A 21,656-nucleotide genomic window follows, 5' to 3' on the forward strand; every position below is an offset into this window, starting at 1 on the left:
AAAAGGCGGAATAAGATGGTAACGAAAACATTAGTGAATCATTGTTTGTCAACTTCCTATGATCAGATTCCACAAGAAGTAATACTCCATGGGAAAAGAAGCTTGTTAAATTGGATGGGTGTAGCAGCAGGAGCTTCTACCCATCCCTCTATTGATATATTACTAGAGTTATCAAAAGAATTAAAAACTGCAGAGCAAGTTTCCATTTTCGGAAGGGAAGAAAAGGTTGATTTATTAATGGCTGCATTAATAAATGGAACATCATCCCACATATTCGACTACGACGATACCCACTTAGATACGATTCACCATCCAAGTGGTCCAATTGCTCCAGTAGTTTTAGCTTTAGGAGAGCATTTAGGTTTAAGTGGAAAAGAGATATTACACGCTTTTATTCTAGGGTGCGAAGCAGAACTAAGAATTGCAAACGCTGTTTATCCAAGCCATTATCAGCTAGGCTGGCATATTACAAGTTCAACTGGTGTTTTTGGCGCAGCGATTGCAGCGGGAATTCTACTAAAGCTGGATCAGGAACAAATGCTTTGGGCATTAGGTATTGCTGGGACACAAGCCTCAGGTTTAAGAGAAGTTTTCGGCACCATGACAAAACCATTCCATCCAGGAAAGGCTGCACAAAATGGATTGCTTGCTGCTTTACTAGCTAAAAAAGGATTTACTAGTTCTGAAAAGATTTTAGAAGCAAAACGAGGCTTTGCCAATGTACTGGCACCGGAGCACGATTTAGAAAAAGTAAATATCAATTGGGGAAAAGACTGGGAGCTATTGAAAAATAGTTTTAAACCATACGCTTGCGGCATTGTCTTGCATCCTTCTATTGATGCATGTATTTACTTGCATAAGAATGTGTCACTGGAGGACCTGAAATCGATCGAACTAAAAGTTAATCCTTATGTACTTGAACTGACTGGAAAAGAAACCCCGCAAACAGGTTTAGAAGGCAAGTTTAGTGTATTTTTCACAGCTGCTATTGCCTTTTTAGATGGTGATGCGAGTGAAAAACAATACACAGATGAGAAAGTAAAAGATGAAAAAATCATCGCAATGCAAAAGAAAATAAGCATAACAGTCGATGAAGCGATAAAAGAAGAAGAGGTTGAAGTGAAGGCCATCTTAAAAGATGGATCTGAACTAACACATAAAGTAGAGCATGCAAAGGGAAGTATCCAAAACCCTATGTTAGAAGAGGAACTCTTAACAAAATTTAATAGTCTCGTAGAAGACATCTTAGGGAAATCTAGCACCGCTCAGATGGCGAAGATTCTATTACATTTAGATGAGTACCCTTCCATTGATGAGTTGATTCATTCCAATAAAAAGAGCGAAGTGTTATCCAAATAAAAAGGTGAGGAGAATGGTTCATGAACAAAGAAAAATTTGATATAGGCTTAGAAATTCGAAGAAGTGTACTCGGAGCGGAGTACGTAGACAGTTCCATTCAAAATGCAACAGCGTTTAATATGCCGATGCAAGAATTGGTAACAGAGTATTGTTGGGGAGAAATCTGGGCAAGACCTGGCCTACCCAAGAAAACTAGAAGTATGTTAAATCTTGCAATGATCACTGCATTAAATAGACCGCATGAGTTAAAACTCCATGTACGAGGGGCTATCAATAATGGTCTAACAAAAGAAGAAATTCAAGAAGTATTTTTACAGACAGCGATTTACTGCGGAGTGCCGGCAGCGATTGATAGTTTCAGAACAGCAAAAGAAGTTTTTGATGAAATGGATAAAGAAGAGAACTAAAAAAATTTGAAGTTTTCTTTTGGATACAAAATACAAGACTTCACGCTACTCAGTGAGAGTAGAACAAACATAGATTATGGCAAAAGGGAATCTTGCGATTAGTGGAGTATACTTTGCGATTCTAGTGATGCATCTTGCGATTAGTAGAGTATACCTTGCGATTCTAGTAATGTATCTTGCGATTAGTGGGGTATACCTTGCGATTTCAGCAATTTTGATTAAAACCTATTGTACATTGCACTAAACATGTCAGGAAATCTTGAGGGAAAGCTTCGAAACACAATAGAGTGGACCCTCAAGATGCACCTTATATTCCGTAAAGGAGACTTGATACATGGATTTAAGTAGAGAGTTAGCTAAATACAGTCAAGCATTAACCTATGAAGAACTGCCACCCGCGGTTGTAGAGTTTACAAAGCTTTGTATTTTAGATTATTTTGGTTCTGCTATCGCTGGTTCTAATAAAGTACCGATTAAGATGATCAGCGAACTAGTGGAAGAGATGGGTGGTTCGGAACAAGCGACTCTTTTTACTGGAGGGAAATCATCAGCTGTCAACGCAGCACTCTTGAATGGAGCTGCGAGTCATATAGTAGAGCTGGATGATATTCACAAAGGGTCTATTATCCATGCAGCTACCGTTGTTATTCCGGCAGCTCTTGCGGTAGCCGAGTGGAAGAAACTGTCTGGTAAAGACTTAATAACTGCAGTCGTTATTGGTTATGAAGTTTGCTTTAGAATTGGTGAAGCAGTTTCCCCGTCTCACTACTATTATTGGCATAATACAGCGACATGTGGAACGTTTGGGGCTGCAATTGCAGCTGCCAAATTACTGAACTTAACGGAAGAAGAAATGGTTTTTGCGTTAGGAAATGCAGGTACACAAGCGGCTGGGTTATGGGAATTTATAATTGATGGGGCGATGACCAAGCAATTACATTCTGGAAAAGCAGCGATGAATGGACTTCTAGCCGCACTTTTAGCACAAAAAGGTTTTACTGGCCCAACGAAAATCTTAGAAGGTGATCGTGGTTTCTTCAAGGCGATGAGTGAGCAATATGATGCCTCCAAAATAACAGAAGGATTAGGTAAACAATTCAAAATTCTAGAGAATTCCTTTAAGATTCATGCATCCTGTCGCCATACACATCATGCAATTGATTTATTGATCGAGGTCTTTAAGGAACGCAAACCTAGCTTAGAAGAAATAGAGTCTATAACGGTTCAATCCTATAAAGCAGCGATTGATATAACCGATAATGATGACCCTGCTACCGAGTATGCAGCTAAATTTAGTTTGCAATTTTGTTCGGCATTAGCCATTTTAACAGGTAGTGCAGGTTTGGTTGATTTTAATGAATCAAATTTATGGGACGATCAAATCCGTCAATTATTGAAAAAGGTCAAGGTCAGTATTGATCCAGATATTAATGCAAATTATCCAGAACAATGGGGTGCTACAGTGGAAGTGACTTTAGCAGATGGAGAAACGATTCATAAACAATCTGATTTTCCAAAAGGCGACCCAGAAAACGCGGTGACTTCAGAAGAATTGGTCGAGAAGTTTACAAGTATGACGAACAACATTGCTGCTACAAAAAAAGAACAGATTATACGAGATATTCTAGCACTAGAGTTAATGGAGAATACGGAAGCTTTAATGGCTCAATTCTAATAAAAGATGCTAGATAAAGAGGGAGAAATAGGATGGAATCTAATAAAATCGAACAAATCAATATGATACAAGATAAACTAAAAAACTTGAATGATGATGAACTAAATCAGATTTCCTATTTGCTGTCTCTTTATCAAGCTTCCTCTACCGAACAGGCGGAAACAAAAATTCCTATGCATTTTTTAGGAAGATTTCTAGGCATCGAGCAAAAGGATGATGGCACAACCGAAATGAAATTAGGAATTCAAAATGAGAATACATATGGTGTTGCACAGGGAGGGTCCATTTACACATTAGCTGACGTTGCCATTGGCTTTCAAATTTTAAAATCGTTAGAAGAAGGAGAAAAGGTTTTCACATTAGAATTAAAAGTGAATTTTATCAAAAAGGGACAAGGAGCTCGTTTGATCGCAATTCCCTCTATCCTTTATCAAGGAAAGACAACAGTAGTTTCTGAATGTGATATTAAAGATGATACAGGAATTTTAATAGCAAAGGCACTTGGGACCTTTTATATTGTGCGTTAGAAAAAAGGAGAAAGTAGGATGGTAGATGAAAAAAATCCATTATGAACATATCGTGGAACAAGTTGCAGAGATATGCAAGAAATCGAATTACAATTTGGGGGAAGATGTTTATTCTGCTTTTAAACTAGCGCTACAAACCGAGCAATCAGAAATAGGAAAAGAAGTAATTTCTCAGTTAATCGAAAATGCGGATATTGCTAAAGCCGAACAAGTTCCCATGTGTCAAGATACCGGAACAGCTGTCTTTATCGTGGAAGTAGGTCAAGACTGTCATATTGTGGGAGGAAGCTTGGTCGATGCGATCAATGAAGGAGTCAAAAAGGGATACGGAGAAGGTTATTTACGAAATTCTATTATTTATAATCCATTGAATCGCAAAAATACAGGGGATAATACACCAGCCATCGTTCATATCGACTTAGTGGAGGGAGACAGTATAACGATACATATGACTGCAAAAGGTGGAGGTGCAGAAAATATGAGTGACCTGAAAATGTTAAAACCTTCAGACGGGATTGAAGGAGTGAAAAAATATATTCTCTCAATCGTAAAAGAAGCTGGACCCAATGCATGCCCTCCTCTAGTAGTAGGTGTTGGAATTGGTGGTAACTTTGAGCGCTGTGCTTACTTGGCGAAAAAATCATTGTTTCGACCTTTAGGTGTTCGTCATGAAGACCCTGTTGTCTCCGAACTAGAAGAAGAACTGATGTCCGAGATTAATCGACTAGGTATCGGTCCCCAAGGGATGGGGGGAAGTACAACAGCACTTGATGTGAAAGTGGAGGTTGAATCCTGCCATATCGCCGCATTGCCAGTTGCAGTTAATCTGAACTGCCATGCCAGCCGACATCAAACCATCACTTTAACTTAATTAAGCAAATGTTTTTTTGCGACAGGGTTACGCAGGAGCAGAATTTTTCACTTCTATAAGTGGTGAGATGAAAACAAAGTCAGTAGCGATCCGCAAATCCCTGCTGAATAAAGTTAATACCTCCGGTGGATGCCACGGATTTTTTAGAGGAATTTATCAAGCGAGCTCGATAAAAATCCGGACGCAAATACGCCAAGGCAAATTTGATTTTAAGGAGAGCAAACAGTGCAAAAAAAGATAAATCTACCATTACAAGAAGCAGATCTTATTGCCTTAAAAGCAGGTGACCGTGTCCTGCTATCTGGTGTAGTTTATGCAGCTAGAGATGCGGCGCACAAGCGAATGATTGAACAAGAAAAAGAAGGAATTCCTTTTCCAATCGATCTGTCCAATCAAGTTATTTATTATGTAGGTCCGACTCCAGCAAAGCCTGGAATGGTTATCGGTTCAGCCGGACCAACGACTAGCGGAAGAATGGATTTGTATACACCAAGACTACTCGAAGTTGGTTTAAAGGGAATGATTGGGAAGGGATATCGGAGTGAAGAAGTGAAGCAAGCAATGATTAAGCATAAGGCGGTCTATTTTGGTGCAGTCGGTGGAGCCGCCGCATTGATTGCTCGTTCGATTAAATCCTCCGAAGTAATTGCTTATGAAGATTTAGGGACAGAAGCCATTAGGAAGTTAACGATTGAGAATTTTCCTGTGTTTGTCCTTAATGATGCACACGGGGGAGATGTTTACCAAGAGGGTGTAGCTCAATATAAATCATAAATATAGAAGGGATTGAAATTATGAGAGTAGGGATTATTGGTTTAGGTAATATGGGAGGTAGAATAGCAACAAGGCTATTAAAGCAAGGTGTGGAAGTCGGCGTTTTCGATGTAAATAAAGATTTTGTCCAAGCTTTAGTCGGTTTAGGGGCAACAGAAGCAGATAGCCCAGCAGATTTAGCATCGAAGTTTTCATATGTGATCACGGTTCTACCTAATGTCTTTATCGTTAAGGAAATTTTGACGGGACAAGAAGGCTTGATGAAAGGCCTGCGACCGAACAGTCTATTAATAGATATGACCACCTCCATCCCTTCTGTCACGAAGGAATTACATGCCATGTTATCAGCGGAAGGATTGCGAATGATCGATGCTCCTGTAAGTGGAGGGGTGAAGAAAGCGGAAGATGGAACATTGTCCATAATGGTTGGCGGAGAAGCGGCCCATTTTGAAGAAGTTAAACCGTTCTTAAGCCATATTGGACAGAACATTATTCATGTAGGAGAAATTGGGGCGGGTCATACGATTAAAGCATTAAACAATATGATTTCGGCCACGACGTTAGCAGCAACAGGCGAAGCAATGGCCCTTGGTGTAAAACTAGGATTGGACCCAGCTAAAATGTTGGATGTTATCAATTCTAGTACAGGAAGAAGTTTTTCCAGTGATTTTAAATTTCCGACCCAAGTGTTAACGAGAAACTTCGAGGTAGGGTTTACGCTCGATTTAATGGTGAAAGATTTAAAAATTGCCATGAATATGGCAGAGGAAGAAAAAGTACCTATGTTTATATCAAGTGCCTCTTTTCAATTATGGAAACAAGCGTGGGCGAACGGAAAAGGGAACGAGGACCATACAGCCATTGTCAAACTAATTGAAGAAATGTTCGATGTGGAAATAAGAGAAAAGAGTATATCTGCAACTAGATAGGGAGTGTAATATGGAAAATTTCAAATTAACGGAACAAGATAGAGCCACTTTACAATCCAAAGTAACGACCAAACTAAGAGATTTAATACTAAAAGGTGAATTCAAGATGGGTGACCGGCTTATGCAAGAAGAATGGGCTCAAAAACTTGGGGTCAGCAGAATGCCTCTTCGCGAAGCGTTAAGACAGTTAGAAGTGGAAGGGTTAGTTCGTATTGAGCCAAGACGAGGTGCTATCGTTACCCCTATCTCGATCGAAGACATCGAAGAAATTTATCGCCTTAGACAGATGCTAGAAGGGGAAGTGGCAGTTCAATCTCTTCCATTTTTAGAGGAAGAAGATATAAAGGAATTAGAATACCTATACGAAAAAATGCTGAACTTAAAGCATACGGAAAGTGAAATGGAATTATATATGCAGCTAAATAAAGAATTTCATCAAATTATTATAGAGGCTTCTCCAGGAAGAAGAATCAAGGGATTTATCCATACATTGTGGCAGGGTGTTCCGCAGTATACACCAAGTTTACTTGCAAAACATCTTTCGGATTCCCACGAGGAGCACCGACTGATGGTGAAATATATTAAAGAAAAAGATGCAGTTAGATTAAGAGAAGTGATGGAAAAGCATATTAATCGGACAAAAGAAAATTTAATAAAAATGATCAATAAAAACTGAATTAATCAAACAAAAAGAGAGAGGAGTTTTACGATGAAAAAAATTGAGTTATCCGTCATTCCTGGAGATGGGATTGGAAAAGAGGTTGTACCAGAAGCGTTACGTGTATTAGATACAGTTGCAAATATTCACGGAGGATTAACATTCAATTATACGCAATATCCATGGAGCTCTCAGTATTATGTGGAGCACGGAAAAATGATGCCAGATAATGCGTTAGATTTACTAAGTCAAAGTGATGCGATCTTTTTAGGAGCGATTGGAGACCCGGCGGTTGTAAAGGATCATATTTCCTTAGGGGGACTATTATTAAAAATCCGTAGAGAATTTGAACAGGTAATCAATGTACGACCTGCAAAACTATTAAAAGGAATGGTATCGCCTTTATCCAATCCACAGGATTTTGACATGATTATAGTTAGAGAGAATAGTGAGGGTGAATACAGTAGTAGTGGTGGTAGAGTCCATAATGGCATTGATGAGATTGTTGTGCAAAATGCTGTTTTTACGAAAAAAGGTGTTTCTCGCGTGATGGAATATGCATTTGAGCTAGCTCGAAAAAGAAGTGGACACTTAACTAGTGCTACAAAATCGAATGGAATTGTCCATTCCATGCCATTTTGGGATGAGGTCTTGTCGGAAATAGCTCAAAAATACTCGGACGTTCAGATGCAAAATATTCATATTGATGCATTATCTGCGTTTTTCATCACCAAACCACAGACCATGGATGTAGTAGTAGCTAGTAATCTTTTTGGAGATATTTTAAGTGATATAGGTGGGGCAATTATGGGCAGTATTGGAATTGCACCTGCTGCCAATATAAATCTAAATGGCAAATATCCTTCCATGTTTGAACCAGTCCACGGCTCTGCTCCTGATATTTACGGAAAAGGAATTGCAAATCCAATTGGTCAAATTTGGACGGCGAAAATGATGTTGGATCATTTAGGAGAGGAAGAGCTGGGAGCACTCGTGTTAGAGGCAATTGAAGATACATTGCATGCAGGTATTAAAACTCCTGATATTGGTGGTAAATCTACTATTACAGAAGTAACGGATGCCATTATTGCCAACATAGAAGAAAAAGCTAAAAGTGGCGTACTTAATAGTGTAACGAATTAATGTATCCAATAACCAATCGAGTAAATGAGGGGAAAAATAATGAATCTAGCAAGATCCTATTTATTTGTACCTGGGACTAACAAGGACATGATTAAAAAAGCGATTGCATCTGATGCAGATTGTATCATTCTCGATTTAGAGGATGCAGTCGCATTAGCTGAAAAAGAAAAAGCAAGAGAAGCAGTGAAAGAATCCTTAATAAGGTTTAGCAAGGATAAAGAGATTTTCGTAAGAATTAACGATTGTGAAACTTCTTTTTGGGAAGAAGATTTGATCTGTGCGGTAGCAAATGGTGCAGCAGGAGTAGTCGTTCCTAAATCGGAAAGCGAGCAGAATATAAGACTTGTTTGTCAGAAAGTCCGAGAAGCTACCACAGAATCCTCTTCTGCTTTTCAAGTAATTCCTTTAATCGAAACAGCAAAAGGAGTCCAATTTGTGTACGCTATTGCAGCTGCGGATGAGATGATTTCCAAAATGGCTTTTGGTTCGATCGATTTTTCGTTAGACATTGGCTGCGAACTCTCAGCAAGTGGGATGGAGCTTTTATTTGCCCGTTCTCAAATTGTCATAGCTTCCAGGGCAGCTGGTATTGAGGCACCTATCGATACTGTCTTTGCGGATTTCAATGATGCAGCAGGTTTTGAAAATGAAGCGAAGATTGCTAGACAGCTTGGTTTTAAAGCAAAGTTAATCATTCATCCGAAGCAAATACAAATAATCAACCAACTATTTTCACCATCAGAACAAGAGATTTCGAATGCAATGGCCATTGTGAAAGCATTTGAAGAGGCAGAAGAAAATGGAGTGGCATCTATAGCGGTAAATAACCAAATGGTAGATTATCCTGTCTACAAAAAAGCAAAGCGTCTACTATTTTATTTTAAGCAGGAAGTAGAGTCTCCCATATCTTAATTCTTTTACGCATATACGAGTCTGAATTTTGAAAAACAATAGGAGTGAATATGTTGAAAATAACGAAAGTAGATGTAAAGACAGTACCAATTAGTAGTCCAATAAGAAATGCTTATATTGATTTTAGTAAAATGACCGCATCTGCCATAGCGATTACAACAGACGTTATCAAAGACGGAAAGCCAGTTGTCGGTTATGGATTTAACTCGAACGGACGGTATGCTCCTACAGCATTACTGAATGAACGATTTATTCCTAGATTACTAGAAGCAGATGCAAAAGATATAGTCACCGATGATGGAACTAATTTTGATCCACATAAAATACATGCCATTATTATGGCCAATGAAAAACCGGGTGGTCACGGGGAACGCACGGTTGCTGTTGGAGTGATCGATATGGCTATTTGGGATGCGGTAGCCAAAATAGAAGGAAAACCTTTGTACCAGTTACTAGCGGAAAGATATGGTAATGGCGAAGTGGATGAGCAAGTATACATTTACGCAGCGGGTGGTTACTATTTCCCTGATAAAGGATTGAAGGAACTACAAGATGAGATGAAAGGTTATTTAGCATTAGGCTATAAAGATGTGAAAATGAAAGTTGGCGGCGCTTCTTTAAAGGAGGATTTAAAACGTATAGAAGCTGTACTAGATATTTTACCGCAAGGAAGCGGGTTGATGGTAGATGCAAATGGCCGCTTTGACTTGGAATACGCAATCGAATTTGGGGAAAAGATCAAAGACTATGAACTTATTTGGTATGAAGAAGCTGGTGATCCACTGGATTTTCATTTGCAAGCGGAGCTTTCTAAGCGTTATCCACATGCAATTGCAACAGGGGAGAACCTATTTTCCCTACAAGATGCAACGAATTTAATCCGGTATGCCGGCATGAATCCAGAAAAAGACTTCCTTCAATTTGACTGTGCGCTTAGCTATGGGTTAGTGGAGTATTTACGAATTCTCGATATGCTGAAAGAGCACGGTTGGTCTTCTAGACGTTGTATTCCTCACGGAGGGCATCAAATGTCTTTAAATATTGCAGCCGGATTAGCGCTCCATGGAAATGAATCCTATCCAGGTGTATTTGAGCCATTTGGAGGGTTTGCGGATAATTTCGCCGTGGAAAACGGTTATGTCAGGCTACCAGATGCTCCAGGTATCGGCTTTGAAGAAAAGTCTGAATTATACAATCTACTATTAAGTATTGGGAAGTAGGGGGTTCAATTATGGCTAAGAAAATGGAGTTCGATAGTGACATTGCAACTGAGTATGACAAGGGAGTAAGACGGACACTTCCAACCTATGATCCGATGCTCCGGCTTTCGCAGACATTTCTACGCGCTAACCTAGAAGAAAATGCTTCCCTCCTTATACTTGGTGGTGGAGGAGGAAATGAACTAAAAGCATTCGGCCCTACAAATAGTGGATGGAATTTTACGGCAGTTGATCCATCAAAGGATATGCTAGAAGTTGCTAAAAAGAAAGCGGAGCAAATGGAAATGGATAATCGTGTCGAACTGATCAATGGGACAATAGAAGATGTTCCAATTGACCAAGTATTTGATGCAGCAACTTGTATTCTCGTTCTTCACTTTATACCTAATGTAGAGGATAAGCTGGCACTGTTAAAGAAGGTAAGATCTCATCTAAATCCCGGTGCTCCGTTTGTGCTCGTCAGTAAGTTTGGTGACCCAACTAGCCCAGAGTTTAAAGAACTTGTCACTCTATGGAAAAATTATTGGCTCGATACAACTAAACTACCAAAAGAAAAAGTGGAAGAATTAATGAAGGGTACATTAACGGAGTTTTCAATTTCTGAGGAAAAACTGAGGGAATTGTTAGTAGAAGCGGGTTTCCACAGAATTGCAAACTTTTTTAAAACGAATCATTTTGGCGGTTGGATCTGTCATGCTTTATAAAGAAGGAATGATATGGTGGCATGAAAATAGTTAAAAATAAAGATTTTAAAATCTATGCATATATTTCTTTGGCTATTGCCGGATTCCTATTCATGTTTTTTTTGTTACCTGATACATTTTCAACCGCTGCCAAACTGATGACTAGTATTATCACGTTTGGAATTATTTTATGGTCGTTGGAGCCTATTCCTATAGGGCTTACTGGGTTGATCATTTTATTGCTTATGCTTGTTTTTAATATTGCAGATTCGTCCGTTATTTTCAGTGGATTTGCTTCACCTGCAACTTATTTAATTGTTGCTGGGATGATGCTTGCAACCGCTGTAAATGATACTTCTTTGATCAAGCGTATGACGTACATGATTTTGAAAAAGTGGGGAAGCAGTGCAAAAGGGTTGTTGGGCAGTGTTATTATTATCCAACAAATTCAATCTTTCTTTATACCATCCACTGCTGTCCGTACCGCTTTAGTAGTACCGGTTTCCACAATGATTATCTCGACCGTAGGGGCAAAACCAGGAAGTAACTTTAGGAAAATGATTATGCTAGGCGTTGCGTTCGGTGGGGTCATAAGTGGATCAGCAGTAATGACTGCGGCAATTGGAAATATATTAACAGTGGAAATTCTTAATCGCTTTGCCGGGGTTAGCATAACGTATTTTCAATGGTTTTTTTATACGTTTCCATTATGGTTTATATTAATACCTGCTATATGGATTCTCTTGTTGAAAGTATTCCCATTGCCGAAAGAGCAACAATACTTTCCAAAGATTGAAGAGCAGATGCAAATTAAATTAGAAGAACTAGGTCCAGTGAACAGACAAGAAATCATTTGTATGATCATTCTATTTTTTATCGTTATGCTTTGGTTAACAGAGCCAGTTCATGGAATGCACCCAAGCATCCCAGCGTTAATAGGAGTTGTACTGATGACATTGCCGAAAATCGGAATTGCCGATTGGGAATCGGTTATTAAAATCAATTACAATACGATTTTATTATTAAGTGTGACTTTGTCGATGGGGTATACATTTGTCGATTCTGGTGCGGCGGATACAATCAGTGATTATTTAAGTGTACCTTCGTTTATGGAGCTTATTCAAAATCCATTATTAGCTGTATTCATCGTTATTTTGATGGCTCAGCTATTTCATAAAATGATTTCGAACGTTTCCACGGCAGTAGTTGTACTGGTTCCTATCATTATAAGTGTTGCGCAGAATGCAGGGGTAGATCCATTAGCTATTGGTTTTGCAACAGGGCTTACATGTGTTTTTGGATTTATGTTTGTCGTGGAATCTATGTCCAATCTGCTTGTCCATAGTACTGGAATGATTGAGCAGAGAGATTTTTTAAAGCCGGGCTTATATGCAACAATCATCACGATAATTGCAACCGTAGTTGTTGCAGCTACGTGGTGGAGATGGATTGGACTAATCTAGTAAGTAAGGAGGAAATCGTATGTTACCTTTAGAAGGGATAACTATAGTATCGTTGGAGCAGGCTGTGGCAGCACCTTTTGCTACAAGGCAGCTTGCAGACTTAGGAGCGCGTGTTATTAAAGTGGAAAGACCAGAAACTGGTGACTTCGCACGAAATTATGATAAAACGGTCAAAGGAATGGCTAGTCATTTCGTCTGGATTAATCGTTCCAAAGAGTCTATTACACTCGATTTAAAACAAGAGGAAGCAAAAGAAGTTTTAGATAAATTATTAGCAAATGCAGATGTGTTTATTCAAAATTTGGCGCCAGGTGCTGTAGATCGACTTGGTTTCAGTGCGGCGGAGTTAAAAGAAAAATATCCGCAGCTCATCATTTGTGGGATTTCAGGCTATGGTTCTTCAGGTCCTTATATGGATAAGAAAGCATATGATTTACTAATACAGTGTGAGGCTGGTTTAGTTTCGGTTACTGGAACGGAAGACACGCCATCTAAATCGGGTATATCGATTGCAGATATTGCTGCGGGTATGTATGCATATACGGGGATTTTAACTGCGATCATTGCTCGAAGTAAAACTGGTAAAGGTGCTATTTTAGAAGTATCGATGCTAGAGGCGCTGGCAGAATGGATGGGCTATCCACTGTATTATGCGGGCTACGGTGAGATAGAACCAAAAAGAACGGGAGCTAGTCATGCTACCATTTATCCATATGGACCATTTACGGCTGGAGATCAAAAACAAGTTTTTATGGGCATTCAAAATGAACGCGAATGGGTTCGTTTTTGTGAAAATGTACTAAAAGATAGCGAGCTAGCGCAGGATGCTCGTTTTAGTAATAATTCTAATCGAGTATCTAACAAAAATGCGTTAAAGGCTATTATTGACCATGCTTTTGAAAAGATGGATTCTACTCAAATTATTGAACTGCTTGAGGATGCAAAAATAGCAAATGCACGGCTTAATACAGTGAGCGAATTAATGGACCATCCTCAGCTACAGGCTCGACATCGTTGGAGAGAAGTTGCGTCTCCGGTTGGCAATTTAAAGGCATTACTTCCACCTGTTACATTTGATGAAATAGAAACTGTTATGAACCCCATTCCTGCGGTGGGAGAACATACAGAAGCTATTTTAAAAGAGTTAGGCTTTGACTATAAAGTAATGGAAAAAGCTACGAAAAACAGTATTTCCGTATAAAATAAATTGTTTAGGAGAATTCATTTGAATCCAATTATTGGTGTTTCATCGAATTTAAAGGACGACGCTCTTTCCGTTCCGACTGCTAATGTTCATGCAATCGCTCGTTTTGGTGGGGTTCCCATTGTGCTACCAAATTTGCAGGATGCAGCAGTGGACATAATCGTTGATAGGATAGATGGGCTTCTTTTGACTGGCGGTGGCGATATTGATCCGACTTTGTTTGGAGAAGAGCCTCATCCGCGTTTAGGAAGTATTGTACCAGAGCGAGATGTATTTGAAATACAGTTAGTTCAAAAAATGTTAGAAAAGAATAAGCCTATTTTAGGAATTTGTAGGGGAGCTCAAATTTTAAGTATTGCCGCTGGCGGAGATATGTATCAGGATATATATGCGCAGTCAACCGAGCAACTTTTACAGCACGACCAACAAGCACCAAATTGGTATGCTTCTCATTTTGTACATGTAACAGAAGGCACCATTTTAAGTAATGTGGCTCAGGTAGAAAAGTTTAAAGTGAATAGTTTTCATCATCAAGCAGTTCGCAATATTCCAGATGGATTTTTAGTGAGCGGACTTGCTAGCGATGGAATTATTGAAGCTTTTGAAAGTAAAGACCACCCGTTTGTTATGGGAATTCAATGGCATCCGGAAAGTTTATTGGTGAAAGATGATCTGATTTCTGCTGCGATTTTTGAACGTTTTATAGAGGCTTGTGTGAAGTGAATTTTAGCGTATTAAGGGAAACGACTGTTTAAGAGCAGTCGTTTTTTGGGGTTTAGGAATAATTAAAATCTATGGTGTGTGATATTGGTGGTTGGCTTTGTCGTGTCATACCATGTACTAGAATTTATCGGATGCAAATATCTCCTGACTTTCAAATTGATTGCTCTCCAGGGTAATTTGGTTGCTTTCAGCCTGCTATTAATTGCTCTCAAGTGTCGTTTGATTGCTTTCAGAGTAGAACTGGTTGTTTTCAACAGTTTGGTTGCCCTTTGCCGTTTCTTGGAAGTATTTATTTTGCAAATACATAATTTAGAAATTTGGTGCGCCTCCGTGTTAAATTCCAGCGTTCACTTCATTATATCTAACGTAAGAAAAGCTGCTCCTAATCTGCTTAATGTAACCAGTAATTTGTTAGAAATACACGTTTTATTTATTCATGAAATGATGTCAGGAGGGAAAGCTACTGTATAGAAAAAGGAGGTATTTTGTTTGATTAGCTGGATTAGACTGACGTTTTCTACATGTGTTTTTGTCTTTCTTCTTTCCACTGCTGTTTCTGCTGCTGAAGAACTATCGAGAGAGCAAATTTTAGAAAAGCGCATGGAGTACTATATAAAATATTCGAGTGACGTTTTGCCCTGGTATTATCTAGCTGCTATCGATCAGTTTGAACGGAATATACAGGAAGTCAGAAATGATATCCCGAAGCGAGATGGCGTTGTTGCTATCCAATTTTCCGATGATTACTGGACGGGTGTGCTAAATCCGTTGCTAGATGATACGAACCTGAATTCGATCGCTTTTTTCAATGGGCATGGCTTAGATGGCAATCAGGACGGTAAGGCAGATCGCGGAAATGATGATGATGTGATGTACACTTTAACTGAATATTTAATACAGTTTGGAGTGACGGAAAAAGACTTTGGAAAAGCGCTAAAGGAGTATTATAAACGCGATGAAACAGTTAAACAAATTATGACGAACGCAGAAATTTACAAGGAGTTTGAATCATTAAATTTAGATGCGCGTGCCTTTCCACTTGCTATAAATCACAATTATAGCTATCGCAGTACTTGGGGTGACTCAAGAGGCTGGGGTGGTAAACGAATGCATGAAGGTACTGATTTGTTTGCTTCTTATAGTGTTCCCGTGAAATCCACTACTTTTGGCAAAGTGGAAATAATGGGATGGAACGACTACGGTGGCTGGAGGATCGGTATTAGAGACGTAAATAACACGTACCATTATTATGCTCATTTATCCGGGTATACAGAAGGTTTAAAAGAAGGAGATATACTCGAGCCAGGAACAATAATTGGGTATGTTGGAAGCTCGGGTTATGGAAAAGAAGGAACCTCTGGAAAATTCCCACCTCACTTACATTACGGCATGTACAAATACAACGGCCGAGTCGAATGGGCATACGACCCTTTCCCTTCTTTAAAGAGATGGGAAAGAGAAGAAAAAAGTAAGAAAAGTAAGTAAAAAAATCCAGCAGCTCTTGAGTTGCTGGATCTTTTAAAAAATAAACAATAAGGACATCCAAAAAAAGTGTTGGATTAGAACAAGCGTATAGAGTAAAAGTGTAAACCCAATTAAAAGCTGCAAATATTTTCTCGGTTGAAATTTTGTGATGATATACATAAAAAGAAGGGGAAGGATAATTTTGATGGAATAAAAAATGGCAATATTGTTTTCATACACGAAGCGCATGAATGGATTTGCCTCCGAAATATGACCGTTTCGGATGCCGAAATCAGTAAATATAGAATCGAAAATGGCTAGTATTAATAGGAATATTGCTAGTGTAAAAGGATTTATTTGAGTAGGAGCTAAAATCCTCCGATTCACATGGATTGTCCTCCTTTCGATTTATTTGGCTTGTGCTATTATGTTGAAGTTTTTCAATGATTATTCATAAAAAAACAAGAAAATATAATTTTCAGGATTATTTAATGTTAGATAGGGAAATGTAAATACATATAAAATTTGCTAGTTGGAGGACAAAATGACGAAAATGAATCGAGGAATTGTTACAGCTTTATCTGCAATTGGGCTAGCGCAAGGTTTAAAAATATTAACGCATAAAAAGTTAACGGGAAAATGGGATATTAAACAAGCATTTACAACGGGAGGAATGCCAAGCTCGCATTCCGCAGGAGTAGCAGCACTTGCATCTTATGTAGCGGCTAATAAAGGAACTCGTCATACGGAGACAGCGCTTGCTGTTGTGTTCGGTGTAATCGTAATGTATGATGCACAGGGAATCAGAAGACATACAGGCGAGATTGCACAGCTTGTAAATGATTTGGAAGACAATATAGCCACATTATCGGGTAATTTTCCGAGCTTTGAGTATGTTCAAAGAGAGGAAGAATTAAATGAGTTACTTGGACATCAGCCAGTGGAAGTAGTAGCAGGTGCACTATTGGGAACTATTTTTGGCGTTATATGTGCGAAATTGGAAGATTGAAGAGAAGGACATAATAAGAAATTAGAAAAACTAAGTTGGAAAACTTGGGGAGTTTTTCTTATTTTGTTGCTTTAGTCTTACTGTATCATACTCTCTAAAATAAGAGAAGATAAAACAAAATAGCAAAAATGAAAACCAAGCCGGCTAAGATCCCGGCTTGGTTTTTATTATTCTTTGCTATCTGTGTATGTTTTCGTTTCTCCATCTTCGTATTCAACTTCAAGGTCAAAGTTTGTATAATCAGCTGCATCAAAAGCCATCGTTACCCTTTCGATTACTTCTTCCTTACTCATGTCTTGGGTTATCTGAAGATCTGTAAAAACTTGCTCGAGTAACGTATATGCAGCATCTCCTTGCACATCCGCAGCAGCATGCATATTTTTGTAAACTGCTTCCGATCGTGATGAGTTTCCATAGTATTCTGCTATTATTGCATCTTTATTGTCGGGTGTACTGATGTGTAAATTTAAAAAACGGAAGCCGAATTCACTCTCTGGGTCTTCTTTTGTTTGAGAATCATCGACTTTCTCATTTTGTTCCTCCTCAAATGCTGTTCCATCAGGTACGTTTTCCTCTGGCTCATCATTATTCCCACAAGCAGCAACAAGCATCGATGATGATAGCAGGATTGTTGCAAGTATGGTAGGTTTCTTTGCTCTCATGTACATTCTCCTCTCAAGATGATTGGATCTACATATTATAAATAACCTAAAAACGAGCCTATTAAACAAATACAAGAATGATAGATTTTTTAAAAAGAGGGTAGTATGAAAAGTATAGGTGTTTTGAAGGGGAAGTCTTGTATAATGGTATATAAGATATAAAGGAGAAAATTTAGGGAGGATGGTTCAAATGGCAAAGTATACAGAAATTACTTCGGTAGATCAATGGAAAGATGTTTTGGAGCAATCAAAAGAGAAAGCGGTCATTGTGTTTAAGCATAGTACCACTTGCCCGATTAGCGCATATGCATATGGAGAGTTTACGTCGTTTGATTCACCAGTGGAAACGTACTTAGTTAAAGTGATTGAACATCGAGCGGTGTCTAATGAGATAGAAAATGACTTAGGGGTACGTCATGAATCACCACAAGCGTTTTTAATAGTAGATGGACGAGCTGTTTGGAATGCTTCTCATAGGAAGATTACAAATAAAGAATTAACAAAGGCAACGGGAACATTATAGGGGACGGAGAGATTGTATGGAAGAAGTAAGGAAAGTAGGACGGTATTTAATCGATAATGCCGAAATAGTAATAAGAGATATAACAAAAAAAGCACTAATAAACGTTGATATACCAGTTACAGAAGAGATGTTAGAGCATTCAATTCAACAGAATGTGGAGTTTTTAGTGCTTATAGCTCAATCTTTTGAAGAAACAGAGGAAGCTGCAGAAGCAGAACTAATCAAATGGAGTAAACAAGTCGGTGAACAGCAAGCGGCTCTTTTTTCCCAATTTTCAACGATTCTTAAACCATTTGCTAAAAACCGCTTAATGTATTTAGAGTGCATCACCCAGATATCGATAGATCACGGATTATCAGTTGAAAATGTAGTGAAAATAAATAATCGAATTAATTATTTGATGGATGTAAGCCTTATGGAGACGATTTCCGCATATGAAGTTTATCGTGATTCATTAATGGAAGAACGCCAAAAAGAGATCAACGAATTATCGGCTCCTATTGTACCCATCCAAACAGGAGTTGCGGTATTGCCTTTAATCGGTATGATTGATTCCTATCGTTTTCAATACGTCATCAATCATTTAGTGCCCTTGATCCCGAGCCGTTCGATTGACCATTTGATTATTGATTTTAGCGGTATTTTGACGATTGATTCTGAAGTGGCGGAGCAGATCTTTATCCTTCACAGTGTACTTCAACTACTTGGCATCCATGTATTATTTTCAGGCATACGTCCCAATCTTTCCATGGAGGTTGTCCGAGCAGGTATTGATTTTAGCTCGTTTCACACATTTGGCAGCGTTAAACAAGCGATTGATAGTTTGAAATAGCAATCCTATAGAAATATATATAGAAGACAAAAACGATTTCTCGTATTGAGGAGTCGTTTTTTTTATAGCTTGGAAAATTATAAATTCTATAGCTAGTCGATCAGTATAGGGAAACTGCGAAGTAGTTATCGGCGTCCCACTCCAAATAAAATTGCTGTTTTAAGAAGTAGTTGCTTTCACTAGTAATTTGATTGCTCTCATACAGATTTAGTTGCTTTCCGAATGGAATTGGTTGCTTTCAATGACTGATTGATTGCCCTTATCCAATAACTGGATAATGGAGAAGGGAGATATTTCACATTATGGGGATATTACTTAGTAAACAGTTGCCAGTCTTCGCTCTATAGCAAAAAATGCATCCGCTAGATTGGTTTTGTCGTGTTTCACAGTGGATATTGTCTCACTCAACTATTTATTGGTAATGGCGGATTCTGATAAGTAAGCAATTACCATTGATTTTCGCTTCAGGCGTCGACTCCTGCCGAGGCCAACAGGATGTTGGTTTCTAAGGCGTTGCCACACGATGTGGCGATCTTAGCCTTTGTTCCTCCGCCTGAGCAAAATGAGACATTCCAACGACGCCCTAAGCGCAGGGAATGGCTCATCGCTCACCCGGCGGAAAGCGTCCGAATGTAGCGAAAATCACGGTGGATACCTAATAAAGCTTTACCGCGCAGTTTTCCTATAATGTGAGTTAATCTTTTTATCTTTTCTATGAGCTAAATCGGACAGGTGGCAAGTGCTTAGCGTATTGGGCTTTTCCATACTTTATTTTATTTAGTAAATTGTCTCGTTGTATTTAATTTAGTTTGAGAAGAGGGTTAGGTGGGTAACAGAGTAAATATGAAAGCTTATAGAAAAGTTAATATATAAGGAGGAGAAGCAATGTTAGATCAGTATTATTGGAGAGATACACTCTCTTTTTTACCCGAGATATTAATAGGTTTATTGGTATTATTAATAGGATTTTTTATTGCGAAGATATTAGAAAACACGACGTATAAAATACTTAGGAAATTTCAGGTGAATGAACGTTTAGGAAATACAAAGTCTAAATGGTCAGTCGAGAAAATTATAAGCAAAGTAGTCTTTGCTATTGTGTTGATTTTTGCATTTGTTTTATTCTTTAACATACTGAACCTGAATACAATGGCCACTCCGTTTATTTCCATGTATTCTGGATTAACGGGTGCTTTCTTAAATATTTTGAAAGCTGCTTTGATTTTATTATTTGCTTGGATTTTAGCAACTGTTATCAAAAAAGTGATTCAAATGACAGGTTCAAAGCTTCCTTTAAATAAATACGTTGGAAAAACGGGCGTTGATCCGGAAAAAGTGGATCAGACGAAATGGACGGATACAGCAGCAAACATTGCGTACTATTTAATCTTTTTATTGTTTATTCCAGCAGTATTGAATGCATTAGGAATTGATGGATTAAGTGGACCATTCGAGGGGATGCTTGCTAGTTTCTTTAACTTTATTCCTAAACTAGTATCGGCAGCTATTGTGTTTACTATTGGTTGGTTCGTTGCGAAACTAGTTCGTAATTTAATAGAGAAGTTTTTGCAATCAGCCGGTGCAGATCGATTAGCAGATAAGCTGAAGATTTCTTCTTTTATTGAAGGGACGAGTGTCTCAAAAGTTGTTGGGGTTGTGGCTTTTGTTTTAATCATGATTCCCGTTTCTATTACTACATTAGAAATCTTAGATTTAGAAGGTATTTCATCACCTGCTATTGCTATGTTAAACAATGTTCTTGCCATGCTACCGAAGATTTTTGTGGCAATCCTATTAGTGTTAGTGGGAATCGTTGTCGCGAAATGGGTAAAGGATGTCGTTGTATCGCTTCTTGAAAAAAGTGGTGTGAATTCCGTATTTGGTAAAATGGGATTCAAATCTGGTAATGATTCGACGCCAACTTTTTCAACATTGCTAGGTACAATCGTTCAAGTTGTGATTATCTTACTGTTTGTTGTAGAAGCTTTACAATTGTTGGAGTTAGAATTCATGGTGACATTGGCAACTGGAATTTTTGCTTATTTACCATCTGTGTTTGCCGCAATTGTTATTTTAGCAGTAGGATTTTGGTTAGCAAACTTGGTAGAAAAATTGGTCGGAAGTTTGATGAAGCATTCTTCCGGAACACCACATTTCTTACGCTATGTGGCGAAATATGCGATTTTGGCTTTCGCATTCTTCATGGCATTAGACCAGTTAGGAATAGCTGCTTCCATTATTAATTCAGCCTTTATCCTAATATTAGGCGGATTAGCATTAGCGTTTGGATTGGCATTTGGTTTGGGAGGAAAAGAACATGCTTCTCGCTATTTAAGTAAAATGGAAAAAAGCTTAGAGGATGCAGAAGTATCAAAGGAAAATTTTCAAGCACAAAAAGAGTCGATGAAACAATCGATGAAGAAGGATGTTCAAGCAACTAAAAAAACGGAGCAAAATAACAGGGAGACAAATGGCTTTTTAGATGATTCTCCTGATACAGGGTATAATATTCCATCTACTGATGACTTACATCCTTATGAAGATATACCGCTAAGTGACGAAAAGTTTGATAAATAAGTTTGTAACGCAATGCCCTGGTGTAATTATCCAGGGCGTTT

The 21,656-nt window shown here is 38.5% G+C and carries 22 protein-coding genes; 20 read left to right on the forward strand and 2 right to left on the reverse strand.

The genetic code is table 11. The features are described 5' to 3' along the window. The first annotated feature begins 15 nt into the window (after positions 1-15). The 16 genes from ACIP9W_RS04185 (at position 16) to ACIP9W_RS04260 (ending at position 16,033) form a co-directional block, all read left to right on the forward strand. Positions 16-1,359 carry an MmgE/PrpD family protein gene (locus ACIP9W_RS04185; RefSeq protein WP_400786362.1) on the forward strand — a complete coding sequence of 448 codons (1,344 nt, stop codon included), beginning with the start codon at positions 16-18 and terminating at the stop codon, positions 1,357-1,359. Between the two features lie 20 nt (positions 1,360-1,379). Further along, entirely contained in the window at positions 1,380-1,766 is a 387-nt protein-coding gene (gene pcaC, locus ACIP9W_RS04190) for a 4-carboxymuconolactone decarboxylase (protein WP_282242762.1), read from the forward strand. A 334-nt stretch (positions 1,767-2,100) separates the two neighbouring features. Then, complete coding sequence (locus ACIP9W_RS04195) at positions 2,101-3,441, forward strand: MmgE/PrpD family protein (RefSeq protein WP_400786364.1); 1,341 nt, start codon at positions 2,101-2,103, stop codon at positions 3,439-3,441. A gap of 32 nt (positions 3,442-3,473) precedes the next feature. Beyond that, positions 3,474-3,968 (forward strand): PaaI family thioesterase, encoded by a 495-nt coding sequence (locus tag ACIP9W_RS04200; RefSeq protein WP_400786366.1) that lies wholly within the window; start codon positions 3,474-3,476, stop codon positions 3,966-3,968. 25 nt (positions 3,969-3,993) lie between these two features. Further along, positions 3,994-4,839 (forward strand): fumarate hydratase, encoded by an 846-nt coding sequence (locus tag ACIP9W_RS04205; protein ID WP_400786368.1) that lies wholly within the window; start codon positions 3,994-3,996, stop codon positions 4,837-4,839. Between the two features lie 225 nt (positions 4,840-5,064). Then, positions 5,065-5,613, forward strand: coding sequence for a Fe-S-containing hydro-lyase (locus tag ACIP9W_RS04210; protein WP_400786370.1), 549 nt, complete (start codon positions 5,065-5,067; stop codon positions 5,611-5,613). 20 nt (positions 5,614-5,633) lie between these two features. Next, entirely contained in the window at positions 5,634-6,542 is a 909-nt protein-coding gene (locus tag ACIP9W_RS04215; protein ID WP_400786373.1) for an NAD(P)-dependent oxidoreductase, read from the forward strand. Positions 6,543-6,552: 10 nt separating this feature from the next. Continuing rightward, entirely contained in the window at positions 6,553-7,218 is a 666-nt protein-coding gene (locus tag ACIP9W_RS04220) for a GntR family transcriptional regulator (protein WP_282242756.1), read from the forward strand. A gap of 33 nt (positions 7,219-7,251) precedes the next feature. Continuing rightward, entirely contained in the window at positions 7,252-8,343 is a 1,092-nt protein-coding gene (locus tag ACIP9W_RS04225; protein ID WP_400786376.1) for a tartrate dehydrogenase, read from the forward strand. 39 nt (positions 8,344-8,382) lie between these two features. Then, positions 8,383-9,255, forward strand: a complete 873-nt coding sequence (locus ACIP9W_RS04230) for an HpcH/HpaI aldolase/citrate lyase family protein (RefSeq protein WP_400786379.1) — start codon at positions 8,383-8,385, stop codon at positions 9,253-9,255. A gap of 50 nt (positions 9,256-9,305) precedes the next feature. After that, complete coding sequence (locus ACIP9W_RS04235) at positions 9,306-10,475, forward strand: mandelate racemase/muconate lactonizing enzyme family protein (protein ID WP_400786381.1); 1,170 nt, start codon at positions 9,306-9,308, stop codon at positions 10,473-10,475. An 11-nt stretch (positions 10,476-10,486) separates the two neighbouring features. Continuing rightward, on the forward strand, positions 10,487-11,179 hold the full coding sequence (locus ACIP9W_RS04240; protein ID WP_400786384.1) for a class I SAM-dependent methyltransferase: 693 nt from the start codon (positions 10,487-10,489) through the stop codon (positions 11,177-11,179). A 20-nt stretch (positions 11,180-11,199) separates the two neighbouring features. Further along, complete coding sequence (locus ACIP9W_RS04245; protein ID WP_400786386.1) at positions 11,200-12,621, forward strand: SLC13 family permease; 1,422 nt, start codon at positions 11,200-11,202, stop codon at positions 12,619-12,621. Positions 12,622-12,640: 19 nt separating this feature from the next. Then, positions 12,641-13,822 carry a CaiB/BaiF CoA transferase family protein gene (locus tag ACIP9W_RS04250; RefSeq protein ID WP_400786388.1) on the forward strand — a complete coding sequence of 394 codons (1,182 nt, stop codon included), beginning with the start codon at positions 12,641-12,643 and terminating at the stop codon, positions 13,820-13,822. Positions 13,823-13,846: 24 nt separating this feature from the next. Then, a complete protein-coding gene (locus ACIP9W_RS04255) occupies positions 13,847-14,548 on the forward strand; it encodes a gamma-glutamyl-gamma-aminobutyrate hydrolase family protein (protein ID WP_400786390.1) in 702 nt (233 codons plus the stop codon). A gap of 489 nt (positions 14,549-15,037) precedes the next feature. Then, a complete protein-coding gene (locus ACIP9W_RS04260) occupies positions 15,038-16,033 on the forward strand; it encodes a M23 family metallopeptidase (protein ID WP_400786392.1) in 996 nt (331 codons plus the stop codon). 33 nt (positions 16,034-16,066) lie between these two features. Here the strand turns inward: ACIP9W_RS04260 and ACIP9W_RS04265 are convergent, their stop codons facing one another. Beyond that, positions 16,067-16,399 (reverse strand): DUF5658 family protein, encoded by a 333-nt coding sequence (locus ACIP9W_RS04265; protein WP_400786394.1) that lies wholly within the window; start codon positions 16,397-16,399, stop codon positions 16,067-16,069. Between the two features lie 157 nt (positions 16,400-16,556). Between ACIP9W_RS04265 and ACIP9W_RS04270 the strand changes: the two genes are divergently transcribed. Further along, a complete protein-coding gene (locus tag ACIP9W_RS04270) occupies positions 16,557-17,021 on the forward strand; it encodes a divergent PAP2 family protein (protein ID WP_282242747.1) in 465 nt (154 codons plus the stop codon). A gap of 167 nt (positions 17,022-17,188) precedes the next feature. Here ACIP9W_RS04270 and ACIP9W_RS04275 read toward each other — a convergent pair whose 3' ends face one another. Beyond that, a complete protein-coding gene (locus ACIP9W_RS04275; protein WP_400786396.1) occupies positions 17,189-17,683 on the reverse strand; it encodes a YusW family protein in 495 nt (164 codons plus the stop codon). A gap of 190 nt (positions 17,684-17,873) precedes the next feature. On the opposite strand from ACIP9W_RS04275, the gene ytxJ reads away from it, so the two are divergent. The 3 genes from ytxJ to ACIP9W_RS04290 all read left to right on the forward strand — a co-directional run bounded on the left by ytxJ (position 17,874) and on the right by ACIP9W_RS04290 (position 21,615). After that, entirely contained in the window at positions 17,874-18,206 is a 333-nt protein-coding gene (gene ytxJ / locus ACIP9W_RS04280; protein ID WP_400786398.1) for a bacillithiol system redox-active protein YtxJ, read from the forward strand. A 16-nt stretch (positions 18,207-18,222) separates the two neighbouring features. Then, positions 18,223-19,038, forward strand: a complete 816-nt coding sequence (locus tag ACIP9W_RS04285) for an STAS domain-containing protein (protein WP_400786400.1) — start codon at positions 18,223-18,225, stop codon at positions 19,036-19,038. A gap of 885 nt (positions 19,039-19,923) precedes the next feature. Next, entirely contained in the window at positions 19,924-21,615 is a 1,692-nt protein-coding gene (locus ACIP9W_RS04290; protein WP_400786402.1) for a mechanosensitive ion channel, read from the forward strand. The last annotated feature ends 41 nt before the right edge of the window (positions 21,616-21,656 follow it).

Origin of the sequence: Psychrobacillus sp. NPDC093180 (assembly GCF_044754065.1) — a bacterium.
Taxonomy (GTDB): Bacteria; Bacillota; Bacilli; order Bacillales_A; family Planococcaceae; genus Psychrobacillus.